Annotated in this window: 24 protein-coding genes; 9 read left to right on the top strand and 15 right to left on the bottom strand. The window is 45.8% G+C overall.

Annotated elements, in window-relative coordinates; all coding sequences use genetic code 11:
* The first annotated feature begins 104 nt into the window (after positions 1–104).
* The gene (locus BTA31_RS21105) at positions 105–1,091 is read left to right on the top strand and encodes a Gfo/Idh/MocA family protein (RefSeq protein WP_076794037.1); all 987 of its coding nucleotides are present in this window, start codon (positions 105–107) and stop codon (positions 1,089–1,091) included.
* Between the two features lie 44 nt (positions 1,092–1,135).
* Here the strand turns inward: BTA31_RS21105 and BTA31_RS21100 are convergent, their stop codons facing one another.
* The 4 genes from BTA31_RS21100 to tlpB (BTA31_RS23850) all read right to left on the bottom strand — a co-directional run bounded on the left by BTA31_RS21100 (position 1,136) and on the right by tlpB (BTA31_RS23850) (position 8,023).
* Positions 1,136–1,660: a type 1 glutamine amidotransferase domain-containing protein gene (locus tag BTA31_RS21100; RefSeq protein WP_076794034.1), complete on the bottom strand. Its 525-nt coding sequence runs from the start codon at positions 1,658–1,660 to the stop codon at positions 1,136–1,138.
* 133 nt (positions 1,661–1,793) lie between these two features.
* On the bottom strand, positions 1,794–3,776 hold the full coding sequence (gene tlpB, locus BTA31_RS23860) for a methyl-accepting chemotaxis protein (protein ID WP_076794032.1): 1,983 nt from the start codon (positions 3,774–3,776) through the stop codon (positions 1,794–1,796).
* Between the two features lie 133 nt (positions 3,777–3,909).
* Positions 3,910–5,895 (bottom strand): methyl-accepting chemotaxis protein, encoded by a 1,986-nt coding sequence (tlpB, locus tag BTA31_RS23855; protein ID WP_076794030.1) that lies wholly within the window; start codon positions 5,893–5,895, stop codon positions 3,910–3,912.
* Between the two features lie 145 nt (positions 5,896–6,040).
* Complete coding sequence (gene tlpB, locus BTA31_RS23850) at positions 6,041–8,023, bottom strand: methyl-accepting chemotaxis protein (RefSeq protein WP_076794091.1); 1,983 nt, start codon at positions 8,021–8,023, stop codon at positions 6,041–6,043.
* A 130-nt stretch (positions 8,024–8,153) separates the two neighbouring features.
* Between tlpB (BTA31_RS23850) and BTA31_RS21080 the strand changes: the two genes are divergently transcribed.
* On the top strand, positions 8,154–8,891 hold the full coding sequence (locus tag BTA31_RS21080; RefSeq protein WP_043927739.1) for a protein-glutamine gamma-glutamyltransferase: 738 nt from the start codon (positions 8,154–8,156) through the stop codon (positions 8,889–8,891).
* Here the strand turns inward: BTA31_RS21080 and BTA31_RS21075 are convergent.
* From BTA31_RS21075 to BTA31_RS21065, 3 genes are read right to left on the bottom strand one after another with little or no spacing between them, the layout of a single operon-like run.
* A complete protein-coding gene (locus BTA31_RS21075; protein ID WP_076794028.1) occupies positions 8,871–9,926 on the bottom strand; it encodes a nitronate monooxygenase in 1,056 nt (351 codons plus the stop codon). The genes BTA31_RS21080 and BTA31_RS21075 overlap by 21 nt on opposite strands.
* Before the next feature lie 15 nt (positions 9,927–9,941).
* Positions 9,942–10,343 (bottom strand): secondary thiamine-phosphate synthase enzyme YjbQ, encoded by a 402-nt coding sequence (locus tag BTA31_RS21070; RefSeq protein ID WP_076794026.1) that lies wholly within the window; start codon positions 10,341–10,343, stop codon positions 9,942–9,944.
* A 38-nt stretch (positions 10,344–10,381) separates the two neighbouring features.
* A complete protein-coding gene (locus BTA31_RS21065; protein WP_076794024.1) occupies positions 10,382–12,064 on the bottom strand; it encodes a glycoside hydrolase family 13 protein in 1,683 nt (560 codons plus the stop codon).
* 301 nt (positions 12,065–12,365) lie between these two features.
* Here BTA31_RS21065 and BTA31_RS21060 point away from each other — a divergent pair, with 301 nt between their 5' ends.
* Entirely contained in the window at positions 12,366–12,956 is a 591-nt protein-coding gene (locus tag BTA31_RS21060; RefSeq protein WP_043927743.1) for a TetR/AcrR family transcriptional regulator, read from the top strand.
* The gene (locus BTA31_RS21055; protein WP_076794022.1) at positions 12,953–13,627 is read left to right on the top strand and encodes a YqeB family protein; all 675 of its coding nucleotides are present in this window, start codon (positions 12,953–12,955) and stop codon (positions 13,625–13,627) included. Before BTA31_RS21060 ends, BTA31_RS21055 begins: the two co-directional genes overlap by 4 nt.
* Positions 13,628–13,709: 82 nt before the next feature.
* Here the strand turns inward: BTA31_RS21055 and BTA31_RS21050 are convergent, their stop codons facing one another.
* The 4 genes from BTA31_RS21050 to BTA31_RS21035 form a co-directional block, all read right to left on the bottom strand.
* Complete coding sequence (locus tag BTA31_RS21050) at positions 13,710–14,495, bottom strand: GH12 family glycosyl hydrolase domain-containing protein (RefSeq protein WP_076794019.1); 786 nt, start codon at positions 14,493–14,495, stop codon at positions 13,710–13,712.
* A gap of 182 nt (positions 14,496–14,677) precedes the next feature.
* Positions 14,678–15,967 carry a hemolysin family protein gene (locus tag BTA31_RS21045; RefSeq protein ID WP_076794017.1) on the bottom strand — a complete coding sequence of 430 codons (1,290 nt, stop codon included), beginning with the start codon at positions 15,965–15,967 and terminating at the stop codon, positions 14,678–14,680.
* Between the two features lie 50 nt (positions 15,968–16,017).
* Positions 16,018–16,692, bottom strand: a complete 675-nt coding sequence (locus BTA31_RS21040) for a zinc metallopeptidase (protein WP_076794088.1) — start codon at positions 16,690–16,692, stop codon at positions 16,018–16,020.
* An 89-nt stretch (positions 16,693–16,781) separates the two neighbouring features.
* The gene (locus BTA31_RS21035; RefSeq protein ID WP_043927747.1) at positions 16,782–17,006 is read right to left on the bottom strand and encodes a YuzI family membrane protein; all 225 of its coding nucleotides are present in this window, start codon (positions 17,004–17,006) and stop codon (positions 16,782–16,784) included.
* A gap of 182 nt (positions 17,007–17,188) precedes the next feature.
* Here BTA31_RS21035 and BTA31_RS21030 point away from each other — a divergent pair, with 182 nt between their 5' ends.
* Together BTA31_RS21030 and BTA31_RS21025 are read left to right on the top strand one after the other, a co-directional pair.
* Positions 17,189–17,443 (top strand): protein mistic, encoded by a 255-nt coding sequence (locus BTA31_RS21030; RefSeq protein ID WP_076794014.1) that lies wholly within the window; start codon positions 17,189–17,191, stop codon positions 17,441–17,443.
* The gene (locus BTA31_RS21025; RefSeq protein ID WP_076794012.1) at positions 17,440–18,423 is read left to right on the top strand and encodes a potassium channel family protein; all 984 of its coding nucleotides are present in this window, start codon (positions 17,440–17,442) and stop codon (positions 18,421–18,423) included. Before BTA31_RS21030 ends, BTA31_RS21025 begins: the two co-directional genes overlap by 4 nt.
* Here BTA31_RS21025 and BTA31_RS21020 read toward each other — a convergent pair.
* Positions 18,420–18,824 (bottom strand): YugN-like family protein, encoded by a 405-nt coding sequence (locus BTA31_RS21020; RefSeq protein WP_076794010.1) that lies wholly within the window; start codon positions 18,822–18,824, stop codon positions 18,420–18,422. The genes BTA31_RS21025 and BTA31_RS21020 overlap by 4 nt on opposite strands.
* Positions 18,825–18,861: 37 nt before the next feature.
* The gene (locus BTA31_RS21015; RefSeq protein WP_076794007.1) at positions 18,862–19,428 is read right to left on the bottom strand and encodes a DUF421 domain-containing protein; all 567 of its coding nucleotides are present in this window, start codon (positions 19,426–19,428) and stop codon (positions 18,862–18,864) included.
* A 118-nt stretch (positions 19,429–19,546) separates the two neighbouring features.
* Between BTA31_RS21015 and BTA31_RS21010 the strand changes: the two genes are divergently transcribed.
* Together BTA31_RS21010 and BTA31_RS21005 are read left to right on the top strand one after the other, a co-directional pair.
* On the top strand, positions 19,547–20,023 hold the full coding sequence (locus BTA31_RS21010) for a TspO/MBR family protein (RefSeq protein WP_076794005.1): 477 nt from the start codon (positions 19,547–19,549) through the stop codon (positions 20,021–20,023).
* 68 nt (positions 20,024–20,091) lie between these two features.
* A complete protein-coding gene (locus tag BTA31_RS21005) occupies positions 20,092–20,616 on the top strand; it encodes a GNAT family N-acetyltransferase (RefSeq protein WP_076794002.1) in 525 nt (174 codons plus the stop codon).
* A gap of 21 nt (positions 20,617–20,637) precedes the next feature.
* Here the strand turns inward: BTA31_RS21005 and BTA31_RS21000 are convergent, their stop codons facing one another.
* Together BTA31_RS21000 and BTA31_RS20995 are read right to left on the bottom strand one after the other, a co-directional pair.
* A complete protein-coding gene (locus tag BTA31_RS21000) occupies positions 20,638–21,990 on the bottom strand; it encodes a glucose-6-phosphate isomerase (protein WP_076794000.1) in 1,353 nt (450 codons plus the stop codon).
* A gap of 291 nt (positions 21,991–22,281) precedes the next feature.
* Positions 22,282–23,445 carry an iron-containing alcohol dehydrogenase gene (locus tag BTA31_RS20995; protein WP_076793997.1) on the bottom strand — a complete coding sequence of 388 codons (1,164 nt, stop codon included), beginning with the start codon at positions 23,443–23,445 and terminating at the stop codon, positions 22,282–22,284.
* Positions 23,446–23,586: 141 nt separating this feature from the next.
* On the opposite strand from BTA31_RS20995, the gene BTA31_RS20990 reads away from it, so the two are divergent.
* A complete protein-coding gene (locus tag BTA31_RS20990; protein WP_076793994.1) occupies positions 23,587–23,823 on the top strand; it encodes a DUF378 domain-containing protein in 237 nt (78 codons plus the stop codon).
* Positions 23,824–23,865 lie beyond the last annotated feature (42 nt).

Raw genomic sequence — 23,865 nt, 5'->3', positions numbered from 1 at the left:
GTTGATGATATACATATACGCCGATGTTTCCGGCTTTTTGTCTTTCGCCGGCAAAAGAAAACACTGTATAATAAACATATCCTACAACGAAAGGGGAAAATAACATGATACGGTTCGGGGTAGTCGGAACAAATTGGATTACCGACCGGTTTCTTGAGGCGGCCCGTTTGATCGAAGATTTTCAATTAACCGCGGTATATTCAAGGACCGGAGAGCGCGGACGCGAATTCGCACAAAAATACGGAGCCGAGGCGGTTTTTACCGATATCGGAGAAATGGCTGAAAGCGATGTTATTGATGCCGTATATATCGCAAGTCCCAACTCTTTACATAAAGAACAGGCCGGCACATTCATGAAAAGCGGAAAACACGTCCTGTGCGAAAAACCGCTTGCGTCCCATGTCAAAGAAGCTGAAGAAATGATAAAAACAGCGCAGGAACACCGCGTAACATTTATGGAAGCGATGAAAACGACGTTTCTTCCGAATTTTATAAACATCGGACGCAACCTGCACAAAATCGGCAAAGTCCGCCGTTTTACAGCCAGCTACTGTCAATACTCTTCCCGCTATGACGCCTATAGAAACGGAACCGTCTTAAACGCATTTAATCCGGCTTTATCGAACGGTTCCCTGATGGATATCGGCGTCTATTGCGTTCATCCCGCGATCGTCCTGTTCGGCAAGCCCCTCGAAGTCAAAGCTAACGGGCTGATCCTTGAGTCAGGGGCGGACGGTGAAGGAACAGTGCTGTTAAAATACGAGGAACACGAAGCTGTTTTGATGCACTCGAAAATCTCCAATTCCTTCATCCCGGCTGAAATTCAAGGAGAAGAAGGCTCTATCATCATCGATAAAATCCACCGCCCCGAAAAAGTCGACATCCGCTATCGGGACGGACGGGTTGAACATCTTACGCTGCCTGATGACAAACCGGCCATGTTTTATGAAACAGAGGAATTCATCAATTTAATCAAACTAGGGCGGATCGAGTCTTCGCTTAATACGTTTGAACGCTCTATAGACACCTTGGCGGTCATGGATGAAGCGCGCAAACAGATCGGTCTCGTTTTCCCCGCTGATCAAAAGTAACAAATGAGCCGCCTCGACTCGAATGAACGGGCGGCTCATCTGTTTTAGGATTGCGCCAAAAGATCGGCAAAGGCTTTGACATAGATCGGCAGGTCCGGCGGGCGGCGGCTTGACACGATATGGCCGTCGACAACCGCTGCTTCATTCACCCATATGGCTCCGGCATTTTCCATATCGTCTTTGATACCCGGTGTGCTTGTGACCTTCCTGCCTTCCAATATTCCTGCAGAAATCAGCACCCAGCCGGCATGGCAGATTTGTCCGATGGGCTTCTTCCTTTCGTTGAACCACCGGATCATCTCCAGTACCTCGGGATATCTTCTGAGCTTGTCAGGCGCCCAGCCTCCCGGAACCAGAACTGCGTCGTATTCCTCAATGTTCACGCTTTTCAGCTCATAATCGGAGACAGCAGGCACGCCGTATTTGCCCTTATATTCATGATCCGCTTTTTCACCAATGAAATGTACGATCGCTCCTTCTTCCCTCAACCTTAAAACTGGATACCACAGTTCTAAATCTTCGAATTCATCGCTGACAAGCGCGATCACTTTCTTGCCTTCCAATCGCATGATTGATCCCCTCCTATACAACCAGTGTACGATAGATGACAGTCTGTTTAAACCTATTTATACCCTTCCCCGTTCCTTTAAAAAAAATGCTTTTCCCGCGCAAAAGGCTGCCGGATCGCCGGCAGCCTGATGTTTAGTCAATCTTAAATTTTTTCGTTAAATCGCGCAGTTCTTCAGCCATTTGTTCAAGCGTAGCCGCAGAAGAACTGATTTCTTCCATTGAAGCGAGCTGTTCTTCAGCCGAAGCGGCGATGTCTTGAATGCTTCCTGAGCTTTCACGCGATACGTCTGCAATTTCTTCAACCGCTCCCGCGACTTGCTGTGACCCTTCTGACAGCTCTTCAACTGCCGCATTCATCGTCTGCAGCTTGCCCGCGATTTCGTTTGTCATGTCATAAATCTGTTTAAAGCTTGTATCTGTTTCATCTGTGATGGTGAGTCCCGACTGCACTTCACGGTTGACGTCCTGGAACATGTCCAGCGACTTTCCGATCTCATTGACGATTTCCTGAATAAGCGCTTCGATTTCTTTTGCCGATGACGCGGATTGCTCAGCCAGTTTGCGCACCTCTTCGGCAACTACAGAAAACCCTCTTCCGGCTTCACCGGCTCTTGCGGCTTCAATTGCAGCATTCAATGCGAGCAAGTTCGTCTGGTCTGCAATGCCGTTAATCACCCGCAGGATCGCTGTAATGTCTTTTGATTTGCTTTCAAGTCCTTTCACGACGGATTCAGCCTGTTTAACGGAATGATCGATCGAATTCATCTGTCCGACCGTTTTTTGAACAAGCTCTCCGCCTGTACCGGCAATGTCCGTCGATTGAATGGATGATTCTGTAATCGACGCTGAGACTTTGGACATTTCATGCAATCGGCTGTTCATGTCAGCCAGCTGCTGCGCACTGATTTCCACTTTCTCATTTTGGCTTTCATTTCCGTTTGAAAATTGTTCGATCGCAGATGTAATATGTTCTGTCGCCTTGCTTGTCTGATCCGCGCTCGCGGTCAGCTGCTCTGACGAAGAAGCAACGTTTTCAACTGATGTCTGAATGACGCTGATTAAAGAACTCAGCGATTCAGCCATATCATTGAAGCTTGTTCCGAGCTGTCCGATCTCATCTTTTGAACGGACAGTGATTTTTTGCGTCAGGTCGTCTCCGCTAATGCTTTTCGCAGAGGAAACGAGTTCGCGAAGCGGCCCTGTGATCGATCTGATGATGAGAATCATGAGAAGCACGCCGATGATGATGCTGACGCCCAACGTAATCAGAGCGGCATTCAACACAGGCTGTGATGCTTCTTTTAATTCAGTGATATACATGGTTCCGCCGATTTTCCAGCCGGTCAGCTTATTGGTCGCGAAAGCCATCTGCTTTTCGCCGTCAAGCGTATATTTGAATGTTCCTTTGTCATTGGCATATACCTTTTCCGCCCAGCTGCCTTCGACATCTGAGCCCGCATCATGTTTCGGGTGGGCGACAAACTTTTTATCGGCGCTGGTGATAAAGGCATAGCCCTTTTTCCCGATTGTGACGCGTTCTGTCGCTTTAATGAGCTCTTCGATTTTCATATTGACGGCGACAACGCCGGAGCCGTCTTCATGCATCTTGGCGATGGTGATAACCATCGTTCCGGTTGACGCCGTTTTGTAAGGGTCTGTAATAATGACTTCACCCTTGTGTTCGGCGGCTTTTTTATACCAGTCCCGCTCTACCGGATTATATCCGCTCGGCATCTCCTGATCCGGGTAGCGGATGAACTTCCCGTCCTTTGATCCGGTAAAGATCCCTTCAACATCGGGATGGAGCTTGGCGAACTGTTCGAATTTCACTTTTAAAGCATTGCTTTCTTTCCCTTTAAAAGAGTTTTCTTTAATGAACCCGCTGAAATAGGACATGGCGTTTGTTTTCTGGCTGATATTCTGATTGATGATTTCATTCAGCTGGTTAACGTTTTCGCGCGCATTGTCCATGATTTCTCCGTCAAGCGTACTGCTTGCCGTTTGATACGCACTATAGGAAAGGACGATGATTGGAACGGTTAATATAAGTAAGAATGAAAGAATTAATTTCTTTGCAATGGAGGGACGCTTCACCCAATTGACAATATTTAACATATAATTGTTGACTCCTCTTTTCTGTTATATTTCTAATATCGGATTCTTTTAAAAGTTTTTATATGGATTTTATAACTTTTCATAGTCTAAAATAACTAAAAAAACATCCGGCGGAAAACCGGATGTTTTAAAGCTATTCAATTTTAAATTTCTGTGTCAAATCACGCAGTTCTTCAGCCAGCTCCGCCAATGTCGTGGAGGATGCGCTGATCTCTTCCATCGAAGCAAGCTGTTCCTCGGCCGAAGCAGCGATGTCCTGAATGCTTGCCGAACTTTCTCTCGATACATCCGCGATTTCTTCGACCGCGCCCGCGACTTGGCGGGAACCTTGCGTCAATTGCTCGACAGCGGCATTCATTGTCTGCAGCTTGCCTGCGATATCATTGGTCATATCGTAAATCGTTTTGAAGCTTGTCTCTGTTTCGTCGGTGATTCGAAGTCCTGACTGTACTTCATGATTGACCGATTTGAACATGTTCAGGGAGTTGTCGATCTCCTTGACGATTTCCTGAATTAAGTGTTCAATTTCCTTCGCCGAGCCGGCGGATTGTGCGGCGAGCTTCCTGACTTCTTCAGCCACTACCGAGAAGCCGCGGCCCGATTCCCCGGCCCTTGCCGCTTCGATCGCGGCATTGAGCGCCAGCAAATTCGTTTGATCGGCGATTCCGTTAATCACGCGCAAAATGCTTGTGATATCTTTGGATTTGGCTTCAAGTCCTTTGACGACCGCTTCCGCTTGCTTGACAGACCGATCGATCGAATTCATTTGGCCGACCGTCTTTTGAACTAGCTCTTCCCCTTTGCCGGCAATCTCAGTCGATTTCAGCGACGCATCAGTAATCGACGCTGATGTTTTCGACATGTCATATAACCCGTTGTTCATTTCATTCAGCTGATGCGAGCTTGCTTCCACTTTTTCTTTCTGGCTTTCATTTCCGTCAGAAAATTGTTCAATGGCCATTGTAATATGCTCAGTCGCTTTGCTTGTTTGCGCCGCGCTGGCATGAAGTTCTTCAGATGAAGAAGCTACATTGTCAACTGATGATTGAATGACGCTGATTAAAGAGCGCAGCGATTCGGCCATTTCATTAAAGCTTGTACCGAGCTGACCGAATTCGTCTTTTGAACGGACTTCGATTTTTTGCGTTAAGTCGCCGCCGCTGATGCTCTTTGCGGATGACACGAGCTCGCTTAACGGCTTGCTGATTCCGCGGATAATAAAGTAGATAAGAATGCCGCCGAGCACGATCGCCGCTGCCAAAATGATGATCGCCATGTGGAAGACGGGCTGGGCGGCATCTGATATCTCATCCGTGAACATCGTTCCGCCGATTTTCCAGCCGGTCAGCTTGTTCGTCGTGAAAGCCATTTTCTTTTCTTTTCCTTCAAATGTATATTGAAAATCACCTTTTTCACTGCCGTACATTTGTGCAACCCAGTCGCCTTTGCCTTCGGTTCCGGCTTCAATCTTTGGATGGGCAACATATTTTTTGTCTTTGCTTGAGATAAACGCAAAGCCGCTTTTTCCGATGTTAACGCGCTCTGTCGCTTTAATAAGCTCATCGATTTTCATGTTAACGGCAACGACCCCTGAGCCGTCCTCCGTCTGCTTTGCAATCGTAATGACCGTCGTTCCGGTTGACGCCGTTTTATAAGGGTTTGTGATGATCACCTCTCCTTTATTTTCAACGGCTTGCTTATACCAGTCCCTATCCGCCGGGTTATAGCCTTTCGCCATTTTCTCAGCGGGATAGCGGATGAACTTGCCGTCTTTTGAACCTGTGTAGATCGCTTCCACATCCTGATTCAGCTTGGCGTACTGCTCGAATCTTTCTACAAATGATGTGTTCCCTTTTTCTTGATATAGCTTTTCATTCACCCAGCCGCTGAAAAAGGAGACGGCCTGCTCTTTCTTCCCGATATTCTGGTCTATGATCTCATTCAGCTGTTCAACATTATCGCGCGCGCTTCTCATGATTTCCGTTTCAAGAGAGCTTCCCGCCGTCTGGTACGCACTATAGGATAAGGCCAAAATCGGCAAAGTTAAAACCAATATAAAGCTGAAAAACAGCCTTTTTGAGATAGACGGACGTTTAAGCCAGTCCAATACCTTTTTCATTTGATATAACTCCTTTAGCTTCTAGATTATGAAACTAATATCGGACCTTTCATTTACTTTTGCATATTAAAAAACTTTAAAAATCATTTCTGAAAATTCTTGAAAATAGAACTAAAAAAAGAGGCTGACCAGCAGCCTCTTTTCATCAAATCTTAAACTTTTTCGTTAAGTCGCGCAGTTCTTCAGCCATTTGTTCGAGCGTTGCAGCGGATGAGCTGATTTCTTCCATGGAAGCCAGCTGTTCTTCCGCTGAAGCAGCGATGTCCTGAATGCCGGCAGAGCTTTCACGCGATACGTCGGCGATCTCTTCGACCGCATCGGAAATTTCGTGAGAACCTGTTGATAAATGCTCTACGGCGGCATTCATTGTCTGCAGCTTGCCTGCGACTTCGTTTGTCATGTCGTAAATATGTTTAAAGCTCGATTCCGTTTCTTCCGTAATTTCGAGTCCTGACTGTACTTCTTGGTTGACCGACTTGAACATGTTGAGCGAATGTTCGATTTCTTTGACGATATCCTGAATCAGCGCTTCGATTTCTTTTGCCGATCCTGCTGATTGGGCCGCAAGCTTTCTTACTTCTTCAGCGACAACCGAGAAGCCTCTGCCTGATTCGCCGGCCCGCGCTGCCTCGATGGCGGCGTTCAGCGCCAGTAAATTCGTTTGATCGGCGATTCCGTTTATGACGCGCAGGATCGCGGTGATATCTTTCGATTTCGCTTCAAGCCCTTTGACAACCTGTTCGGCCTGTCTGACGGATCTGTCGATCGAATTCATCTGCCCGACGGTTTGTTGGACAAGCTCTCCGCCTGTTTCGGCAATTTCCGTCGATTTACCCGAGGATTCTGTAATCGATTCTGATACGCCTGCGATTTCATTCAGCTTGTCATTCATTTGGCTGAGCCGCAGGGAACTCGCTTCGACTTTTTCGCTTTGACTTTCAGCGCCGCTTGAGAACCGCTCGATCGCTAATGTAATGTGCTCCGTCGCTTTGCTTGTCTGGTCCGCGCTTGCCGTCAGCTGCTCTGAAGAAGATGCCACATTGTCGACCGATTCCTGAATCGTGCTGATCAGCGAGCGCAATGAGTCAGCCATTTCGTTAAAGCTTGTGCCCAGCTGGCCGAATTCGTCTCTGGAGCGGACATCGATTTTTTGTGTCAGATCTCCTTCACTGATGCTTTTTGCAGAAGAGACGAGTTGATTTAAAGGCTTGCTGATCGCGCGGACGATAAAGTAAACAAGGATGCCGCCCAGAATAATTGCGCCCGCCAATGTCATGACTGCCATGTGAAGCACGGGCTGGGCAGCGTCTTTAATCTCCGCTGTATTCATCTTTCCGCCGATTTTCCAGCCGGTTAGTTTGTTTGTCGTGAAGACCGTTTTCTTTTCTTTTCCTTTTTCATTAAAGGTGAACAAGCCGCTCTCTTTGCTGAACATTTGCTCTGTCAGATCAGCTTCTGCTTCTGTGCCGGCTTTAATTTTCGGATGGGCGACATACGTTTTCCCTTCGCCGATGATGAATGCATAGCCGGTTTTCCCGATGCTGATGGTGTTTGCCGATTTGATCAGCTTGTCAATGTTCAAGTCAAGGGCGACTACGCCAGAACCGTCTTTATTCTGCTTGGCGATCGTGACGACCATATGCCCCGTTGATGCAGACTCATAAGGTTCAGTTACAATCGTTTTCCCTTTTTCCTGGACAGCCTGTTTATACCAGTCGCGTTCTACCGGGTCATACCCGTCAGGCAATGGAGCATTCGGATATTGTGCGTAAACACTATCTTCCGATCCGGTGAAGACGAGTTCAACGTCGGGATTCTGTTTTGCAAACTGCTCAAACCGTTGTTTAATGGCAGTCTGGCCTTTCTCTTTGTACGCTTTTTGATCAATCCATTCGCTGAAATACGCAATGGAAGTCTCCTTGCTGCCGATATCTTGCTGAATGATGTCGTTCAGTTCATCGATATTGTCTTTCGCACTTCTCAAAATCTCATCCTCGAGCGTGCTGCTTGCCGTAAAATATGAAGTAACCGAAAGAACCAAGATCGGAATTGTTAAAATGAATATAAATGAGAAAATTAATTTTTTAGAAATAGAAGGACGTTTCGTCCAATTTAAAAGCTTTTTCATGTGTGATTCCCCTTTCTCTACTTTTATCGGAGACGGTGTCTGTTTTTTAAGTAAAAAAAGCGGAAAATTAGACCGTTTTCCTGCCCAAGCATCAGGCATACGCTAATAAAAAAGGAAAAGGGTGTATCCTATGATAAGTGTTTCGGGCTACCGGCTCCGTCCTGAGGATATCGAAAAACTGAATGTCAGTCAGACGCAGAGAGACATCGCCAACCGGATGCTGGCCATGCCATCCGGATATAGATACGGTTCAATCTCAGAACTGTTATTTGAGCTGAGATTCCGAGAGCATACCGTCGAATCGGCCAGAGAGCTGATCAACAGCGGAGCGAAGTTTGCTACCTTTTCAAAGACATACGGGAATGAAGAGTTTTGGAGGGTGACGCCTGAGGGGGCTTTGGAGTTGAAGTACAGGGCACCGGCTTCAAAGGCGATTCGAAATATTTTTGAAAGCGGCCCTTCTTATGCTTTTGAGTGCGCGACTGCGATTGTCATCATTTTTTATATGGCGCTTCTTAAAACGATCGGCGACCAGACATTTGACCGGAATTATCAAAGGATCATTTTATACGATTGGCATTATGAGCGGCTGCCGATCTATACGGATAAAGGAAACGACTACCTTCCAGGAGACTGCCTGTATTTCAAGAACCCTGAATTCGATCCCGAAAGACCGCAGTGGCGCGGAGAAAATGCTATTTTACTTGAAAATAATCTCTATGCGGCACACGGTCTGGGGATCTTAAGCGGCGAGACGATCATTGAAAAACTGAACGGGCTGAGAAAGCCTCATGCACAGACGTCCGCCTATCTGCTTTCTCAAGTGACTCGGGTTGATATTCCGGCATTAATACAAATGATCAGATAGCACATCGGCAGGCACAAGCTGATCCATCAGCTCCTTCACCGTCGTTTGCTGGACGGAAGCCCGCACGCCCTGTCCGGACCACAATGACATGCTGTCCGTATTTCCTTCAAGCTTCGCCTGATTTCTCATCGGTTGCGTCAGCGTGTTTTGCAGAGGATAAGGCAGCGCTTCAGCTTCGTCCGGGCGTCTGTCTTCCATCCACTGATTGACGATGCCTCTTGCCGGCTTCCCTGAGAACAAGCGGGTCAGCCTTGTGTCTGTTTCAACCGCTTCGAGCAGTTTTTGTTTGTATGCAGGGTGTGTTCCGCTTTCTTCGCACGTCAAAAAAGCGGTACCGATTTGAACGCCCTGTGCGCCGAGGGCAAAAGCTGCCGCAACACCTCTTTTGTCAAAAATGCCGCCCGCTGCGATAACCGGAACCGACACATGATCTGCCGCATGGGGAATTAAAGTCATCGAGCCGACAGAAGGCTCTCCCTTCGTTTTCAAGAAGGCTCCCCTGTGACCGCCCGCCTCACTTCCTTGAACAACGACGACATCCATCCCCAGTTCTTCAAGCAGCACGGCTTCTTCAACTGAAACCGCGGTGCCCATTAAACAGCAATTTCGGTTTTTCAGTTCCTTGACGGCATCAGCCGGCGGCGGGCCAAACGTAAATGAAACGGCGCTGATCCCTTCCTTTAGAATGATTTCGATTTTCTCGTAAAAATCGTCCCAATCTTGTTTTTCATCTGCCACGGATGAAGCCGAACGTGCCAAGGGTATTTTCTCTAGCCACCTTTCATATTCTTCCCGACTGACGGTTTCCCGTTTTTCCGGAATGAAGAGGTTGACTTGAAACGCGGCTGATGTCAGCTTTTTCGTTTCCATAATCTGTTGTTGAAGCACTTCCGGCGTCAAATAGCCGGATGCAAGGCTGCCTAAGCCGCCGCTATCTGATACGGCGGCGGCGAGCCTTGGCGTTGTCGGCCCGCCTGCCATCGGCGCCTGGATCACAGGCTTTGACAAAGAGAGGCGTTCCATGAACTGATTCATTTTTATTTCCTCCTTTTAATCGGCTAAAATTTTAAAATAGCACGTCCGGTGCCTCGGGCCGTCGAACTCGCAGAAATATATGCCCTGCCAAGTCCCGAGGACAAGCCTGCCCCCTTCAATCAAAATATGCTGCGATGCCCCGACCGTGCTCGATTTCAAATGCGCCGCGGTATTCCCTTCCATATGGCGGTCAAGCTCATGTTCCCACGGATACACTTCATCGAATCTTCTCAGCATATCGCGTTTGACATCGGGGTCGGCATTTTCATTGATCGTAATACCTGCCGTTGTATGCGGACAGTAGACGATAACAGCGCCGCTGGAAACATCATTTTCTGAAATGAATTTTTCGACTTCATTTGTGATATCAAGCATTTCATCGCGCCGGTTTGTTTGAATCTGTATTTTTTTCAACATACGAATCCGCTCCTTTCTTGGCACCCTCTCTCAATTCGTTACAAATCGCCGATTTCCTGTCTGAACATGTAAACGCGCGCCTCATAAGGCTTCATCACAAAAGATGTGAGATGCTTGTGCGCGTCGATATCCGCATTTGACAGCAGCAGTCCGTCTGTACATAACGGGTATGAGGGATGATGGTAAAACGCCTGGCGTGCGCTGAGGTTCACGATCACGATGGCCGTTTCTTCTCGAAGTTTTCGCAAGTATGCAAAAATCTGCCGGTCCTCAGGCAAAAGCAGTTCATATGATCCGTCGATGAAGACGTCATACCGCTTTCTGATGGCAATTAATCGTTTATAAAAATGATAGACCGACAGGGGGTCATACTGCTGATGAACCGTATTGATCAGCTTGTAATTTTCGTTCATGCGCAGCCACGGTTCTCCTTTAGTAAAGCCGGCATTTGGCCGATCTGTCCATTGCATCGGTGTGCGCGCGTGATCCCTGCTCTTTTTCCAAACCGCCTTCATGATGTCTTCGTGTGAGCGGCCCTTTTCTTTTTGAATCCGGTAATCATTTTTAATCGATACGTCATCATAATCATCTATATCAAAGAAAATCGCGTTTGTCATTCCGATTTCCTGTCCTTGATAAATAAACGGGGTGCCTTTCATCAAAAAATACATTGCAGCTAAGGCCTTCGCGCTGTCTATTCTGTATTTCCCGTCATCTCCCCAAACTGAAACAGCCCGGGGCTGATCATGATTTTCGATAAAAAGCGCGTTCCACCCTTTCCCTTCAAGAGCCGATTGCCAGTTTGACAAAATCCGCTTGAGTTCGAGGATATCGAGTTCTCCGTCTTCAATACCCCAAAGGCCGAGGTGTTCAAATTGGAAAATCATGCTGAATATACCGTTTGATTCTCCAACCCAGTCCTCCGCTTCTTCAGCGCTGACACCGTTTGCTTCGCCGACTGTCATGATATGGGGATACCCGGCGAATGTATTCTCTTTTACTTCCTGCAATAACGCCATAATCCCTTCGACATTCATATGGTAAGCAAATGAAGGCACAAAAGGGAGCCCTTCCGGATTCGGCAGATCCGGCAGCCCTTCTTTTTTCTTAATATGTGTAATCGCGTCAACTCTGAACCCGTCGATTCCTTTTTGAAGCCACCAGTTGATCATGTCATAAAGAGCGCTTCGCATATCACTGTTTTCCCAATTCAGATCAGGCTGCTTTTCGTGAAACAGGTGCAGATAATACTGCTCTGTTTTTTCATCATAAGTCCAGGTTGAGCCGCCGAATATGCTTTCCCAGTTGTTCGGTTCGCTCCCGTCCTTTCCGTCTTGCCAAATATACCAGTCCCGCTTTCCGGAATTCCGCTCTGCCCTTGATTCGATAAACCAAGGATGTTCATCGCTCGTATGATTGATGACGAGATCGATGATCAGTTTCATTCCGAGCTGATGCACTTCAGTCAGCAGGGCGTCAAAGTCGTCCATCGTGCCAAATTCCGGCATGATACTTTGATAATCCCTGATGTCATAACCGTTATCTGCATTGGGAGAATCAAACACCGGACAAATCCAAATGGCATCCGCCCCGAGCTCCCTGATATACGGAAGCTTCTCTCTGATCCCGTTGATATCTCCGATGCCATCCCCGTTCGAATCCATAAAACTGCGCGGATACACTTGATAAACGACTGCCTCTTTCCACCATGCCCTTGTCATTCAAACACCCCTTGTGTGAAGACATTATGATGAATAAAATATTTTTAGACTGCGAACATAAACATCCTGTAAACTTTGATATACCAACGATTATACGTTTCTTTATACTAAATATGCTTTGCGGCTTATCAATACTTTGAGAAGGCAGCAAGGTGACGGCAAGAGATGGTGAAAAAAAGATTAAACCCTTGTGAAACGAGACATCTCTGAATACAGAATACGTAAAACCTAAATTACAGTTGCTTTTTTTACCTATCGGTAAGTAAAATAAATATATAGATTATGCTAAGGATTGATTTCAATGAAAAAGAAAATGAACACCCAAGATGCGATCGTTGAAGCAGCATTTACTCTTATTGCCCGACACGGCCTAAAAGGCACGAGCCTTTCAATGATTGCGTCGGAAGTAGGCATTTCTAAACCAGCTATTTACTATTATTTCCCTTCTAAAGAAGAGCTGGTCGATTACCTATTTCATATTGTATTTGATGACCACCACTTCTCTGCTTATTTTTCAATTAATGAGTACACGAAGGAGAACTTTGAAAAACGCTTAATAACAGACGGCGTACGCTATTTTGAAGAGTATAAACATAACTCTCCTGCTTTGAAAGTGGTACACGAGTTTGTTTTAAGTGCAGCGCAAAAACCAAAATATGAGAAAAAGCTTAAATCTATCATGGAACAATTCTTAGAAGGTTTTGAAGCATTGCTTTCTTACGGTGTCGAACTCGGTGTCATCTCTTCTAAAAACACCAAGGTGAATGCACACTCCCTTGCCCTGATCATTGATAATTTGGGTAACTTCATGATTTTAGGAATTGAGATGGATTATAAAAAAATATGGGAAACAGCAGTCAGTAATGTGATGAAAGGCAGTGAAAGATTTTGAATCAGGAAACGATTGTTGGATTATCTAAAATAGAAAAAACCTTATATTGGATCATTCCGCCGGTTTTAGGAGCTGTTCTTGGATGGTTTTTGCCTGTTATTGCCGATTGGGTACTGACTATTCCTATCGTTCCTTTTAAAGGGCCTTTGGAATTTATCACATCACTAAACAGTTTCTGGGTTTCAATTATCGCTGCAGCTATCGGAAGCGTTGCCGGCCTATTTTTTTCACAATATATTCTCACTGAAATTCTTCAGGTGTTCATTTCTGATCAAAACGTAAAGCTGTTGTTTAAAGAGAAAGAAGAAGTGATTGAGAAAAAAGACATTTCTGCAGTCTATCTTGAGAATAAGGATCTCGTTGTTCTTGGTCATGATGACACTGAATTGTACCGTGAACGAATTGAATCAAAGGAAATGTTTGTAGAAAGCGCTTTTAAACATCACGGCTATAAATGGGCAGACGAAGATCCCTTTAAGAATAAGTATCAACGCTGGGTTGCGGATCATCCCGATTTCCCCTCACATATTAATACACTTCTTTTAGCCAGAGAACGGGCTATCCTGGATAATAAACATGAAGAGGCAAAAATCCTGCGCAAAGACCTGGCAAAGCTTGGAGTGGTCATTCAGGATGAAGATAAACGGCAATACGTAAGGATGGTATCGTAATATTTCAGTTGCGAACGCCTAAAAAAGAACATTTGGAATAAATTAAACACCGCCCTTTTTGCGAAAGAGCGGTGTGAATCCATCAGCGGACCGTTACGTCCCAATTGGAAATATTAATTTGTCCTGTTCCTCCGAAAACTTCCGTACCGAATTCCACACTGCTGACATACTTCGATTTGGAAAGCCAATGTTTAGAGTCGGCAAGATAATTCGTGAAATCCCGAATATTCAAGTTCGCACTTTGGGTGTTTGCTGTTCTGATAAATGAAAACACGTTCCACCCTTTGCCGCCTCCTGCATCAATATAGCCTTTATATACTTTCCAATTGTGCCCGCCAATCGAAACAGTTTCGACATAAGAACCGGCAGGTCCGGCATTTGTGTTATTGAGCCAGATCATAATCTCATCGGTTGGAGCCGAATCCCAGCTCGCCTTGTTTGTATTGTGGAGCCAAATGTCATATGCGGCATTGTACGTGCCGTTTGCGCTGATCGAATAGCTGACTTTCGTGTTGATGTTTTTTTGATCTGACAACCGGGTCGGGAAGCCGCTTCCCGCGGTATAGCCTTCAGTCCAATGCCAGCCGCTGACGATCGACGGATAAGCTTTTACCGTGCTCGTATTGCTCGGCCAATTCCATACCCAGCCCATATCTGAATCATTGTTATGATAAATGGTCTGCCACCAGCCGCTGACCTGGTCGGCTCCCCATACATTGTTGAATATGTAGTATTTTTTGTTTTTAAAATACAATTTATCCGACGGGTTTGATGACGAAGCAGCAAGCGCTGAAAGCGGCCCAGCCAGCAGCATGATGCATACGGCTCCCCATAGCAGAACGGATTTTAGCAATTGGTTGTTTTTCACGTATTTAAAACCTCCTCATATTTATACATCATATTATAAAAAAGAACGAAAAGATGCACATTCGTAAAAAGTCATGAATTTCCATAGATATATCCTCTTATCTTTGAATAAATATCCATTTTATTGAAATAAAGAACGGCCATCGAACTAAAAAACAGCCGCAGTCACCCGCAGCTGTTTTTTTAAAAATCCGTTTTTTTCACTTCGATAAAACGGATATGATGATCTTCAGCATCAATAATTTTAAATTCACATCCCTCAGTTTTAAGGATGTCCCCGTTTTTCAGCTCCATCTTTTGCGTCAAAAGCCAGCCGGCAATCGTATCAACTTCTTCGTTTTCGATCGCGATATGAAGGAGGTCATTCACTTCGTCGATTAAAGCCTTTCCGTCCATAATATAATGATGTTCGCCTTTTTTTATAATGTGCGGCATTTCGTCCTGATCATACTCATCCCTGATCTCGCCGACGATTTCCTCCAATATGTCTTCAACCGTAACCAGCCCTGCCGTTCCGCCGTACTCATCAACAAGAATGGCCATATGAATCCGTTCCTTCTGCATGCGAATCAAGAGCTCCTGGATCGGTATGTTCTCAATCACCCTGATGACAGGCCTCATTAAGTCAGTTAAAGGAATCGTCTGGTCGAGAAAATACGATTTAAACAAGTCCTTACTGTTGACAATTCCGATAATATGGTCTTTATCGTCCTTAATGACCGGATATCTCGTATAGCGTTCATTAATGACGGTTTCAATCGCTTCTTTTATCGATTGATCGGCCAAAAGGGTAGCCATCTCCGTTCTCGGCACCATGATTTCTCGGGCCAGCCTGTTGTCAAATTCAAAAATTTTGTTGACGTATTTATACTCAGACTGATTGATTTCTCCTTTTTTATAGCTTTCAGACAGCATGAGCCGCAACTCTTCCTCACTGATCGCCACTTCATGCTCTTTTACCGAATGGAACCCAAACAGCTTCGTTAGCAGCCGGGCAGAGCCATTCAACAGTTTGATAAACGGAAACATGATTCTATAAAACAAAATGAGCGGCTTCGCCGTCCATAAGCTGACGGCTTCCGCCTTTTGAATGGCAATTGTTTTTGGCGCAAGTTCGCCGACCACAACGTGCAAAAATGTAATGATGACAAATGCGGCAACAACCGAAGCCACTCTTAAAACGGATTCAGGCAGGCCAAATAACTCAAAAAACGGGTGAATGATTCTTTCGAATGTCGATTCTCCGAGCCAGCCGAGCCCTAATGCGGTGATGGTAATGCCGAGCTGGCAGGCAGACAAATATTCATCAAGATTTGTCACCACTCTTTTGGCCGAAATCGCCCGCTTATCCCCGCTTTCAACGAGCTGATCGATTTTGGTGCCGCGGATTTTGACGATCGCAAATTCGGCGACAACGAAAAAAGCCGTAGCTGCAATTAAAAGTATGACGAGTATGAGATTCAGGATATTCAAAAAAAGCCCTTACCAAATATGGTAAGGGGCCACCTCCTTAAGACGAATGGTTAGTCATTACGACCGGACAGGAAAATTGCGACGAAGCGCAGCAGCTCAAACAGCGAAACAAGCGCTGCTGCGACGTATGTCAGAGCCGCGGCATCCAGCACTTTGCTGACGCCTCTTTCCTCCGTGTTGCGGATCATTCCTTCTGAAACGATGATCCTTTTTGCCCGGGAGCTTGCGTTAAATTCAACAGGCAGTGTCACAAGCTGGAAGAATACGGCTGCCGAAAACAAAATGATGCCGAGTCCGATCAGATTCAGGCTTCCGAGCAGCATTCCGCCGATAAACAAAAACGGCGCCACTCCCGAAGAAAAGTTCACGATCGGAAACATCTTATGCCTCAAAACAAGTGCACCGTATGATTCCTGATGCTGCAGGGCATGTCCGCATTCATGAGAAGCAACGGAAACCGCTGCAATTGAATGGCCGTAATATACGGGTTCAGACAAGCGCACAACGCGTGCTGTCGGGTCATAATGGTCTGTCAAGGTTCCTCTTACCGGTTCAACCGGGACATCGTAAAGGCCGTTTCGGTCGAGAATCTGTCTGGCCACTTCGGCTCCAGTTCTTCCGCTCGACGCCTCTACTTTTGAATATTTTTCAAAGTTGCTCTTTACTTTAAATTGTGCCCAAATCGATAAACCTAATGCAGCAAATGTTAACAAATAAAAAATCATGCTCATGCAATCATCTTCCCTCTTATGATAAGTCGTTTAATGTAAATATATTTTATCCCGAGGGATTTCCTTTTGTACAGAAAAGTGCACTACCTTTTCCTTCGCGGTAAACAAACCCCGATAAAGATCAGCACCATTCCTGACATCATGATGTATAAAGGCGGCCTTGTGAACAGCTCCTTGAAGAATTCCCTCCAAAACACCTCATCAGAGGAATGATAAACGGCGTTTAAATCAAAAATGAATTGAATGGACGACGCCGCCATCAGCTGGACTCCGATCAGTATGAAAAAGAGCCTCATTAAACAGGACATTCCGCTCCCATCCCTCATCCGTTTATAAAAAGTGTATGGAAGGACGGGAACCGATATGACGCCGCAGTAAAAATCTTCAGCTCTACCGGTTATTGTCGGTTAACAAAGGTTTATTTTTACCTGAAAAATTTTTGTAAAAGAGGGATATACTGAATAAAAAGGCGAACTCGGGTGGTGACACGGTGAAAGTAACAGATCAGGAAAAAGAACAGCTGAGCACGGCGATCGATAAAATGAATGAAGGGCTTGATGCGTTCATTCTTCTCTATAACGAATCGGAAAAAGACGAGCAGCTGATCGAATTTGAAGAAGACACGGCTGAGATGATCAGACAAGCGATTGAACAGCACGGGAAAGTCAGCACCAATCAAAAGTTAAATGCAATCATCAAAGAGATTTTATCATTTTCCCTGCGGAAAGACGGTGAAGAAGCATGAAATCAAACCGTGTATTTATCGCATGGTTGAGGTGGCCGATATATGTCCGCATCGCAATCATTATCCTTTTATTGATCATCCTTTTCGGTCAGCTGATCACCTTCATCGAGCCGCAGCAGTTCTCAAATGTTTTTGAAGGCATATGGTGGGCCCTGATCACCGTGTCCTCAGTCGGATATGGCGATTTTGTCCCTAAAACCGCACTCGGCAAAACCGTCGGCATGCTCCTTATTTTAATAGGGGCAGCGTTTGTTACGGCCTATTTTGCAACGATGGCGACGGCCGCTTTCAGCAAGCAGCAGCGCTACGCCGAAGGCAAGGTGAACTACAGGGGCAAGGGACATATGATCCTGATCGGCTGGAACGAGAAATCCAGCAAGCTGATGAGGACGCTCCAGGCCGCGGATTCAAACAAAACGATCGTCCTCATTGATGAAACACTAAAGGAAGGTCCTCTGATAGAAAACATTCATTTCATCAGAGGACACGCAGCGGATGATGCCACACTGCAAAAAGCAAATATTGAAGAGGCTGAAATCGTCTTTATTACCGCCGATCAGCATAAAAGCGAAATATCTGCAGACATGCAGTCGGTCTTAACATTGCTGGCTGTTAAAGGCTTGAACCCGTCGGTGTATTGCGTTGTAGAAATCTTGACAGAAAAACAGAAAAAAAATGCCGAGCGCGCCGGAGCGAACCAAATCATCAGTACAGCTGATCTTTTAAAAACGGCGATGCTGCAGCATTTTCTCATTAAAAATCAGCTCCCTGATCCGCTTTTTAAGGAAGCCGACATTCATTTCACAGTCCATCGGGTTCCGCTTCCGAAGACGATGGAAGGCGCGTCTTTTCAAGAAGTGATCCGCCATTTCATGAAGGAAGACATTTTCATCATCGGTATTCACCAAAAAGACGGGCCTGTGCTGTCTCCTTCTTTTTCGTACAAGCTTCAGCCGACAGACCAGCTGCTGTCTCTTTAAGAAAGAAGCGCCTTTTCGAGTTCCTTTACATACGATTGGCCAAGCTTTTCATAGACGCCGGGAATATCGGCGTCTTTTTCTTTCGGTTCGGCAAACTGGTCAAAAGATGCGCGGAAATTCCCCTGAACAACGTAGTCGTCCAGCGCTTCCTGATAGACGTGGCGAAGCAAAAACGGCGTGCCGAGCTTGACTGTCGCATTTTGCGAATCAAGCTGTCCGTCCTCCGCCTCAAACGGAATCCGCAAAAACAGGTATCCGTCCTCATCATCAATCTTATAGTCAAAAAAGCCGCGGTCATATTCCCAGCCGCCGCTGATCACATAGCCGAGAGGCTTCAGCGTCTGTTCGAGATGATAAAGAGAAAACGACCGGTTTTCCAGTTCAGAAGGTAAGCTTATCATGAAAAAAACTCCTTTTTCGTTTTTTTACATCAAGACTCTAGCGCAATTTCTTATCAGGTTCGTTCAGGTGGCCTTTGGTGATTTCTTTAAACAGGTTGTCCTCCGGCTGCTGCAGATTGTTTTGCATCCGAAGGAATTTTTTATACTCTCCCATAGTAAAAGGCTTGGCATCATCTGATAACTCGTAGCCGATCTGGCCGTTTGATTCAAGCGTTACGTTTTTCACATCCGATAACTTTGAAATCCCCTGTGTCCGGAGCCTCATTTCCAGCTGGTCGACGGTCAGGCGGTGTTTTTTTAGATTCTGCTCCTGGAGCTCCCCGTTTTCGATCAATACAACGGCTTTTCCCGCAATCAGGCTTTCAAAAAAATCAAACTTCATTTTCAAGTACTCGATCAACAGAAGGACGATGATAAAGATTGATGCAGCTGCCACCGTTTTAAAAATGCTGTCTTCAATGATCGGCTGAACGATGATCGTTCCGATCGAAATCATGACGACGGTGGTGGCTATTGTCATTTGCGAAATTGATTTTCTTCCCGAAATTCTCAGCAGAATAATACCCGTTAAGATGAGAAACAATGTTTCCAATACAAATGCCATGATGTCACTCCAAACTGTTTTATTTTTTTAGTATGGATCAGAAGCTTGTGCGGTATAAGTATATTTCATCGAATTGGGAAAGACAAAGGTATGAGCTTATGACGGGGAGGAACTTCGATTGAGAAGAGAAAAGTTTGTAACGGCTGTGATCGTGTTTCTCGTTACATATGCACTGTTTTCACTCGCGGGCGTTTTATTTCCCGTAGATCGTGAATGGTATGAGTCATTAAACAAACCGGACTGGACGCCGTCAGGCCGTTTAATCGGAACCATTTGGAGCGTGCTGTTCGCCTTCATTTCATTATCGGCGGCACTTGTATATGCCACATATGATCTGAGAAAAGCAGCGGCGCCATTTTGGATCACGCTGATCATCAACTATTTGTTTAACCAGGCATTCAGCTATTTTCAATTCACGCAAAAAAAATTACTTGCTGCCGCAGTCGACTCTTTTTTCGTAGCCATTACCGCTCTTGTGCTCGCCTTGATCGCACGTCGCATTCATAAAACGACAGCGATTCTCTTAGTTCCTTATGTGTTGTGGAGTTTTTTCGCGACTTATCTCGCGTTTACGATTTACGGGATGAATCATTAGTTTAAAGAGCCCCGCCGGCTATGGACGTGTTAAAATAAGGTAAACAGCTGCCTTACAGGGGGATCGGAATGAACTACTTTCTTCAAACAAAACGCATCGGTTTTTCTTTATGGACGAAAGAGAATTTGAATTTGGCAAAGACATTGTGGGGGAATCGAGATGTGGCCAAATATCTGACAGCAGACGGAATCATGACCGATAGCGAAATAAGAAACCGTTTGCTGCTGGAAATCGAACAATACAAAACACGCGGTGTTCAATACTTCCCGATATTTAAAACAAGAAACAATGAATTCATCGGGTGCTGCGGACTTCGCCCCTATAACCCGGAAAATGATGTGTACGAGCTTGGTTTTCATCTCGTCCGTTTAGCTTGGGGTAAAGGTTATGCATCTGAAGCGGCTGAGGCCATGATTGAGTACGCATTTAACAAAATCCGGGCAAAAAAGCTGTTTGCGGGACATCACCCTGAAAATACAGCTTCACGAAAACGATTGAAAAAATTGAGATTCGTCTACACACATGACGAATTTTATCCGTCTACTGGACTTCAGCATCCGTCATACGAATTAAAACAGCCTCCGGGACAATAAATCCGGAGGCTGTTTTCTCGTTTATTGATTTAAACGCTTCTCAAGCTCTGCTTTTTTCTCTTCGAAACCAGGCTTGCCAAGGAGGGCGAACATGTTCACCTTGTATGCTTCCACTCCAGGCTGGTCAAACGGGTTGACGCCGAGCAGGTATCCGCTCATTGCGCAGGCTTTTTCAAAGAAGTACACAAGGTAGCCGAACGTGTAAGCGTTCATTTCAGGTACGTTCACGATCAAGTTCGGCACATTACCGTCCGTGTGCGCGAGCATTGTGCCTTGGAACGCTTTTTTATTGACGAAGTCGACCGTTTTGCCGGCAAGATAGTTCAAGCCGTCAAGATCATTGTCCGCTTCTTCGATTGTCAGCTCGTGTCTTGGCTTTTCAACGTTCAGCACCGTTTCGAACATATCTCTTCTTCCTTCTTGTACGTATTGTCCAAGAGAGTGAAGATCAGTCGAGAAGTTGGCTGATGAAGGATAAATGCCTTTTTCGTCTTTTCCTTCACTTTCACCAAAGAGCTGCTTCCACCATTCTGCGAAGTACTGAAGGCCCGGCTCGTAGTTGATCAGCATTTCAATCGTTTTGCCTTTGTTATAAAGGACGTTTCTGACGACCGCATATTGGTAAGCCGGATTGTCTTCAAGCTCTGATGTGGAGAAATCTTTGCTCGCATCGCGGGCGCCTTTCATCATTTCATCGATATCGGCTCCGCTGACTGCGATCGGAAGCAAGCCGACCGCTGTGAGCACAGAGAAGCGGCCCCCGACATCGTCAGGAATGATAAATGATTCAAAACCTTCTTCATTAGCAAGCGTTTTTAATGCGCCCCGCTCTTTATCAGTCGTTGCATAAATGCGGTGTTTCGCTTCTTCTTTTCCATACTTTTCTTCAAGAAGCTTGCGGAAGATCCGGAAAGCAATCGCCGGCTCTGTCGTTGTGCCTGATTTAGAAATCACGTTGATTGAAAAATCAGCGTCTTCAAGAAGATCCATCACGTCTCTCATGTAAGAAGAGCTGATGTTGTTGCCGATGAAAATCACTTGCGGCGTTTTCCGTTTTTCTTTCGGCAGCACATTATAAAATGAATGATTCAGCATTTCGATCGCTGCTCTTGCGCCGAGGTACGAACCGCCGATTCCCACAACCAGCAAAACATCGGAATCGTTTTGAATTTTTGCAGCGCATTTTTTAATGCGGGCGAATTCTTCTTTGTCATAGTCAGTCGGAAGATCCACCCATCCTAAAAAGTCGCTGCCCGCACCTGTTTTTTCGTGAATGGTATGGTGGGCGACTTTAACGAAGTCACGCAGATATGTAAGTTCATGTTCTTTAAAGAATGGCAATGCTCTTGAGTAGTCAAAACGGACATGCGTCATATTATTAAACCTCCAGTACTAGCTGTTTTCTTTTAAATACCCGCCAGCGCTTTCATTTGCATGAGAGTGCGAGCCAAAGGGTTTTAAAACATGTCGATTTTCGGCGACAGCCTCTTCCCTTTTCACTTTATATGAACTCCTTCGTTAAATCAAGTGACGAAAAAAAGGAGGATGGGAGCTGACGCGCCAAAAACGCATGTTTTTCAGCCGCCCACCCGCAGTTTTGTCAAAAACATAACAAATAAACAACGGCTCAAGGAATGGCGATCCTTCTTGAGCCGTCAAGAAGTCTTATAAAGAAGCCTTCAAAATAGACAGAACATCGTCTTTATTCAGCGTTTTAAAGCGGCCGAATTCGCCGTTTGCCATCGCTTTGTCGGCAATGAGATCGAGCTTCTCATCCGGGATGTCATAATCGGCAAGACGATTTGGCGCACCAAGGCTGGTCCAGAATTCAGACAGTTTCTCGATTCCAATAAGCGCCACTTCACGATCGGTTTTTCCTGTTTCATCTACGTCAAAAACACGGACGGCAAGCTGTTTAAAGCGGCCGACATTCTCGGAAAGCGTGTGCTTCATCCAATTCGGGAACAGGATCGCAAGCCCTCCCGCATGCGGAATATCGTAGACGGCTGAAACAGCGTGCTCAATATTGTGTGTCGCCCAGTCTCCCCGTGCACCCATTGATAGCATGCCGTTCAGCGCAATGGTGCCTGTATACAGAATCGTTTCGCGCAGCTCATAGTTTTCTAGGTCTTCAATGAGCTTAGGAGCTGTTTCAATTACCGTTTTGAGCAGGGATTCGCACATCCGGTCCTGATAAGGGGTATTTTCGGTATGGTGAAAATATTGCTCAAACACGTGGGACATCATGTCGACAATGCCGTAAATCGTGTGGTCTTTCGGGACAGTAAACGTGTTGACCGGATCAAGAATTGAATATTTAGGGAAGACGAGCGGGCTTCCCCAGCCGTATTTTTCATTGGTCTCCCAATTTGTGATCACAGATCCCGAATTCATTTCAGATCCTGTTGCCGCTAACGTTAAAACCGTTCCAAACGGCAGCGCATCAGCCGGAATATGTTTTTTCGTCACAATATCCCACGCGTCGCCGTCGTATTTCGCTCCGGCAGCAATCGCTTTCGTACAATCGATGACGCTTCCGCCGCCAACTGCCAATAGAAAGTCAATATCGTTCTCTTTGCAGATCGCGACTCCCTTATTCACAGTCGCAACACGCGGATTCGGTTCGACGCCGGACAGTTCATGAACGTCCGCACCCGCCTTTTCAAGGATTGAAATGACTTGATCGTATAAACCGTTTCGCTTAATGCTGCCTCCGCCGTATACGAGCAAGACATTGCGGCCGTAGTGTTTGACCTCTTCTGCCAGCTTTTCAACTTCTCCCCTGCCGAATATCAGCTTCGTGGGATTCCAATATGTAAAGTTATCCATCTACATCTCCTCCTTTATTTACTATTATGGGAAATTGCCGAACGCCCTGTAAAGCGATCTGCTCCTCAGGCGTATAATGTTTCCAAATCGGTCGCAATCTATAAATGTGAAATAAAGGACTTCAAGAAGGAGGAAAAACAAATGAATGCGCTTCAACGTATTGCATTGGTATTAACGATCATCGGAGCAATCAATTGGGGACTGATAGGATTTTTTCAATTTGACTTAGTGGCAGCCATTTTTGGCGGACAAGGGTCTGCATTAGCCCGGACTGTTTACGCGCTTGTCGGAATCGCAGGTCTGATCAACCTCGGACTTTTATTTAAACCAGCTGAAGAGACCGCCGGCGAAGACGCCAAACAGCTGGAAATGCGTTAAAAAAAACTCCGGCTTTTGCCGGAGTTTCAGCTTGTCGACAAA

The sequence above is a fragment of the Bacillus haynesii genome, assembly GCF_001969855.1.
GTDB classification, from domain to species: domain Bacteria; phylum Bacillota; class Bacilli; order Bacillales; family Bacillaceae; genus Bacillus; species Bacillus haynesii.
This window is presented reverse-complemented; position numbering and strand designations above follow the sequence as displayed.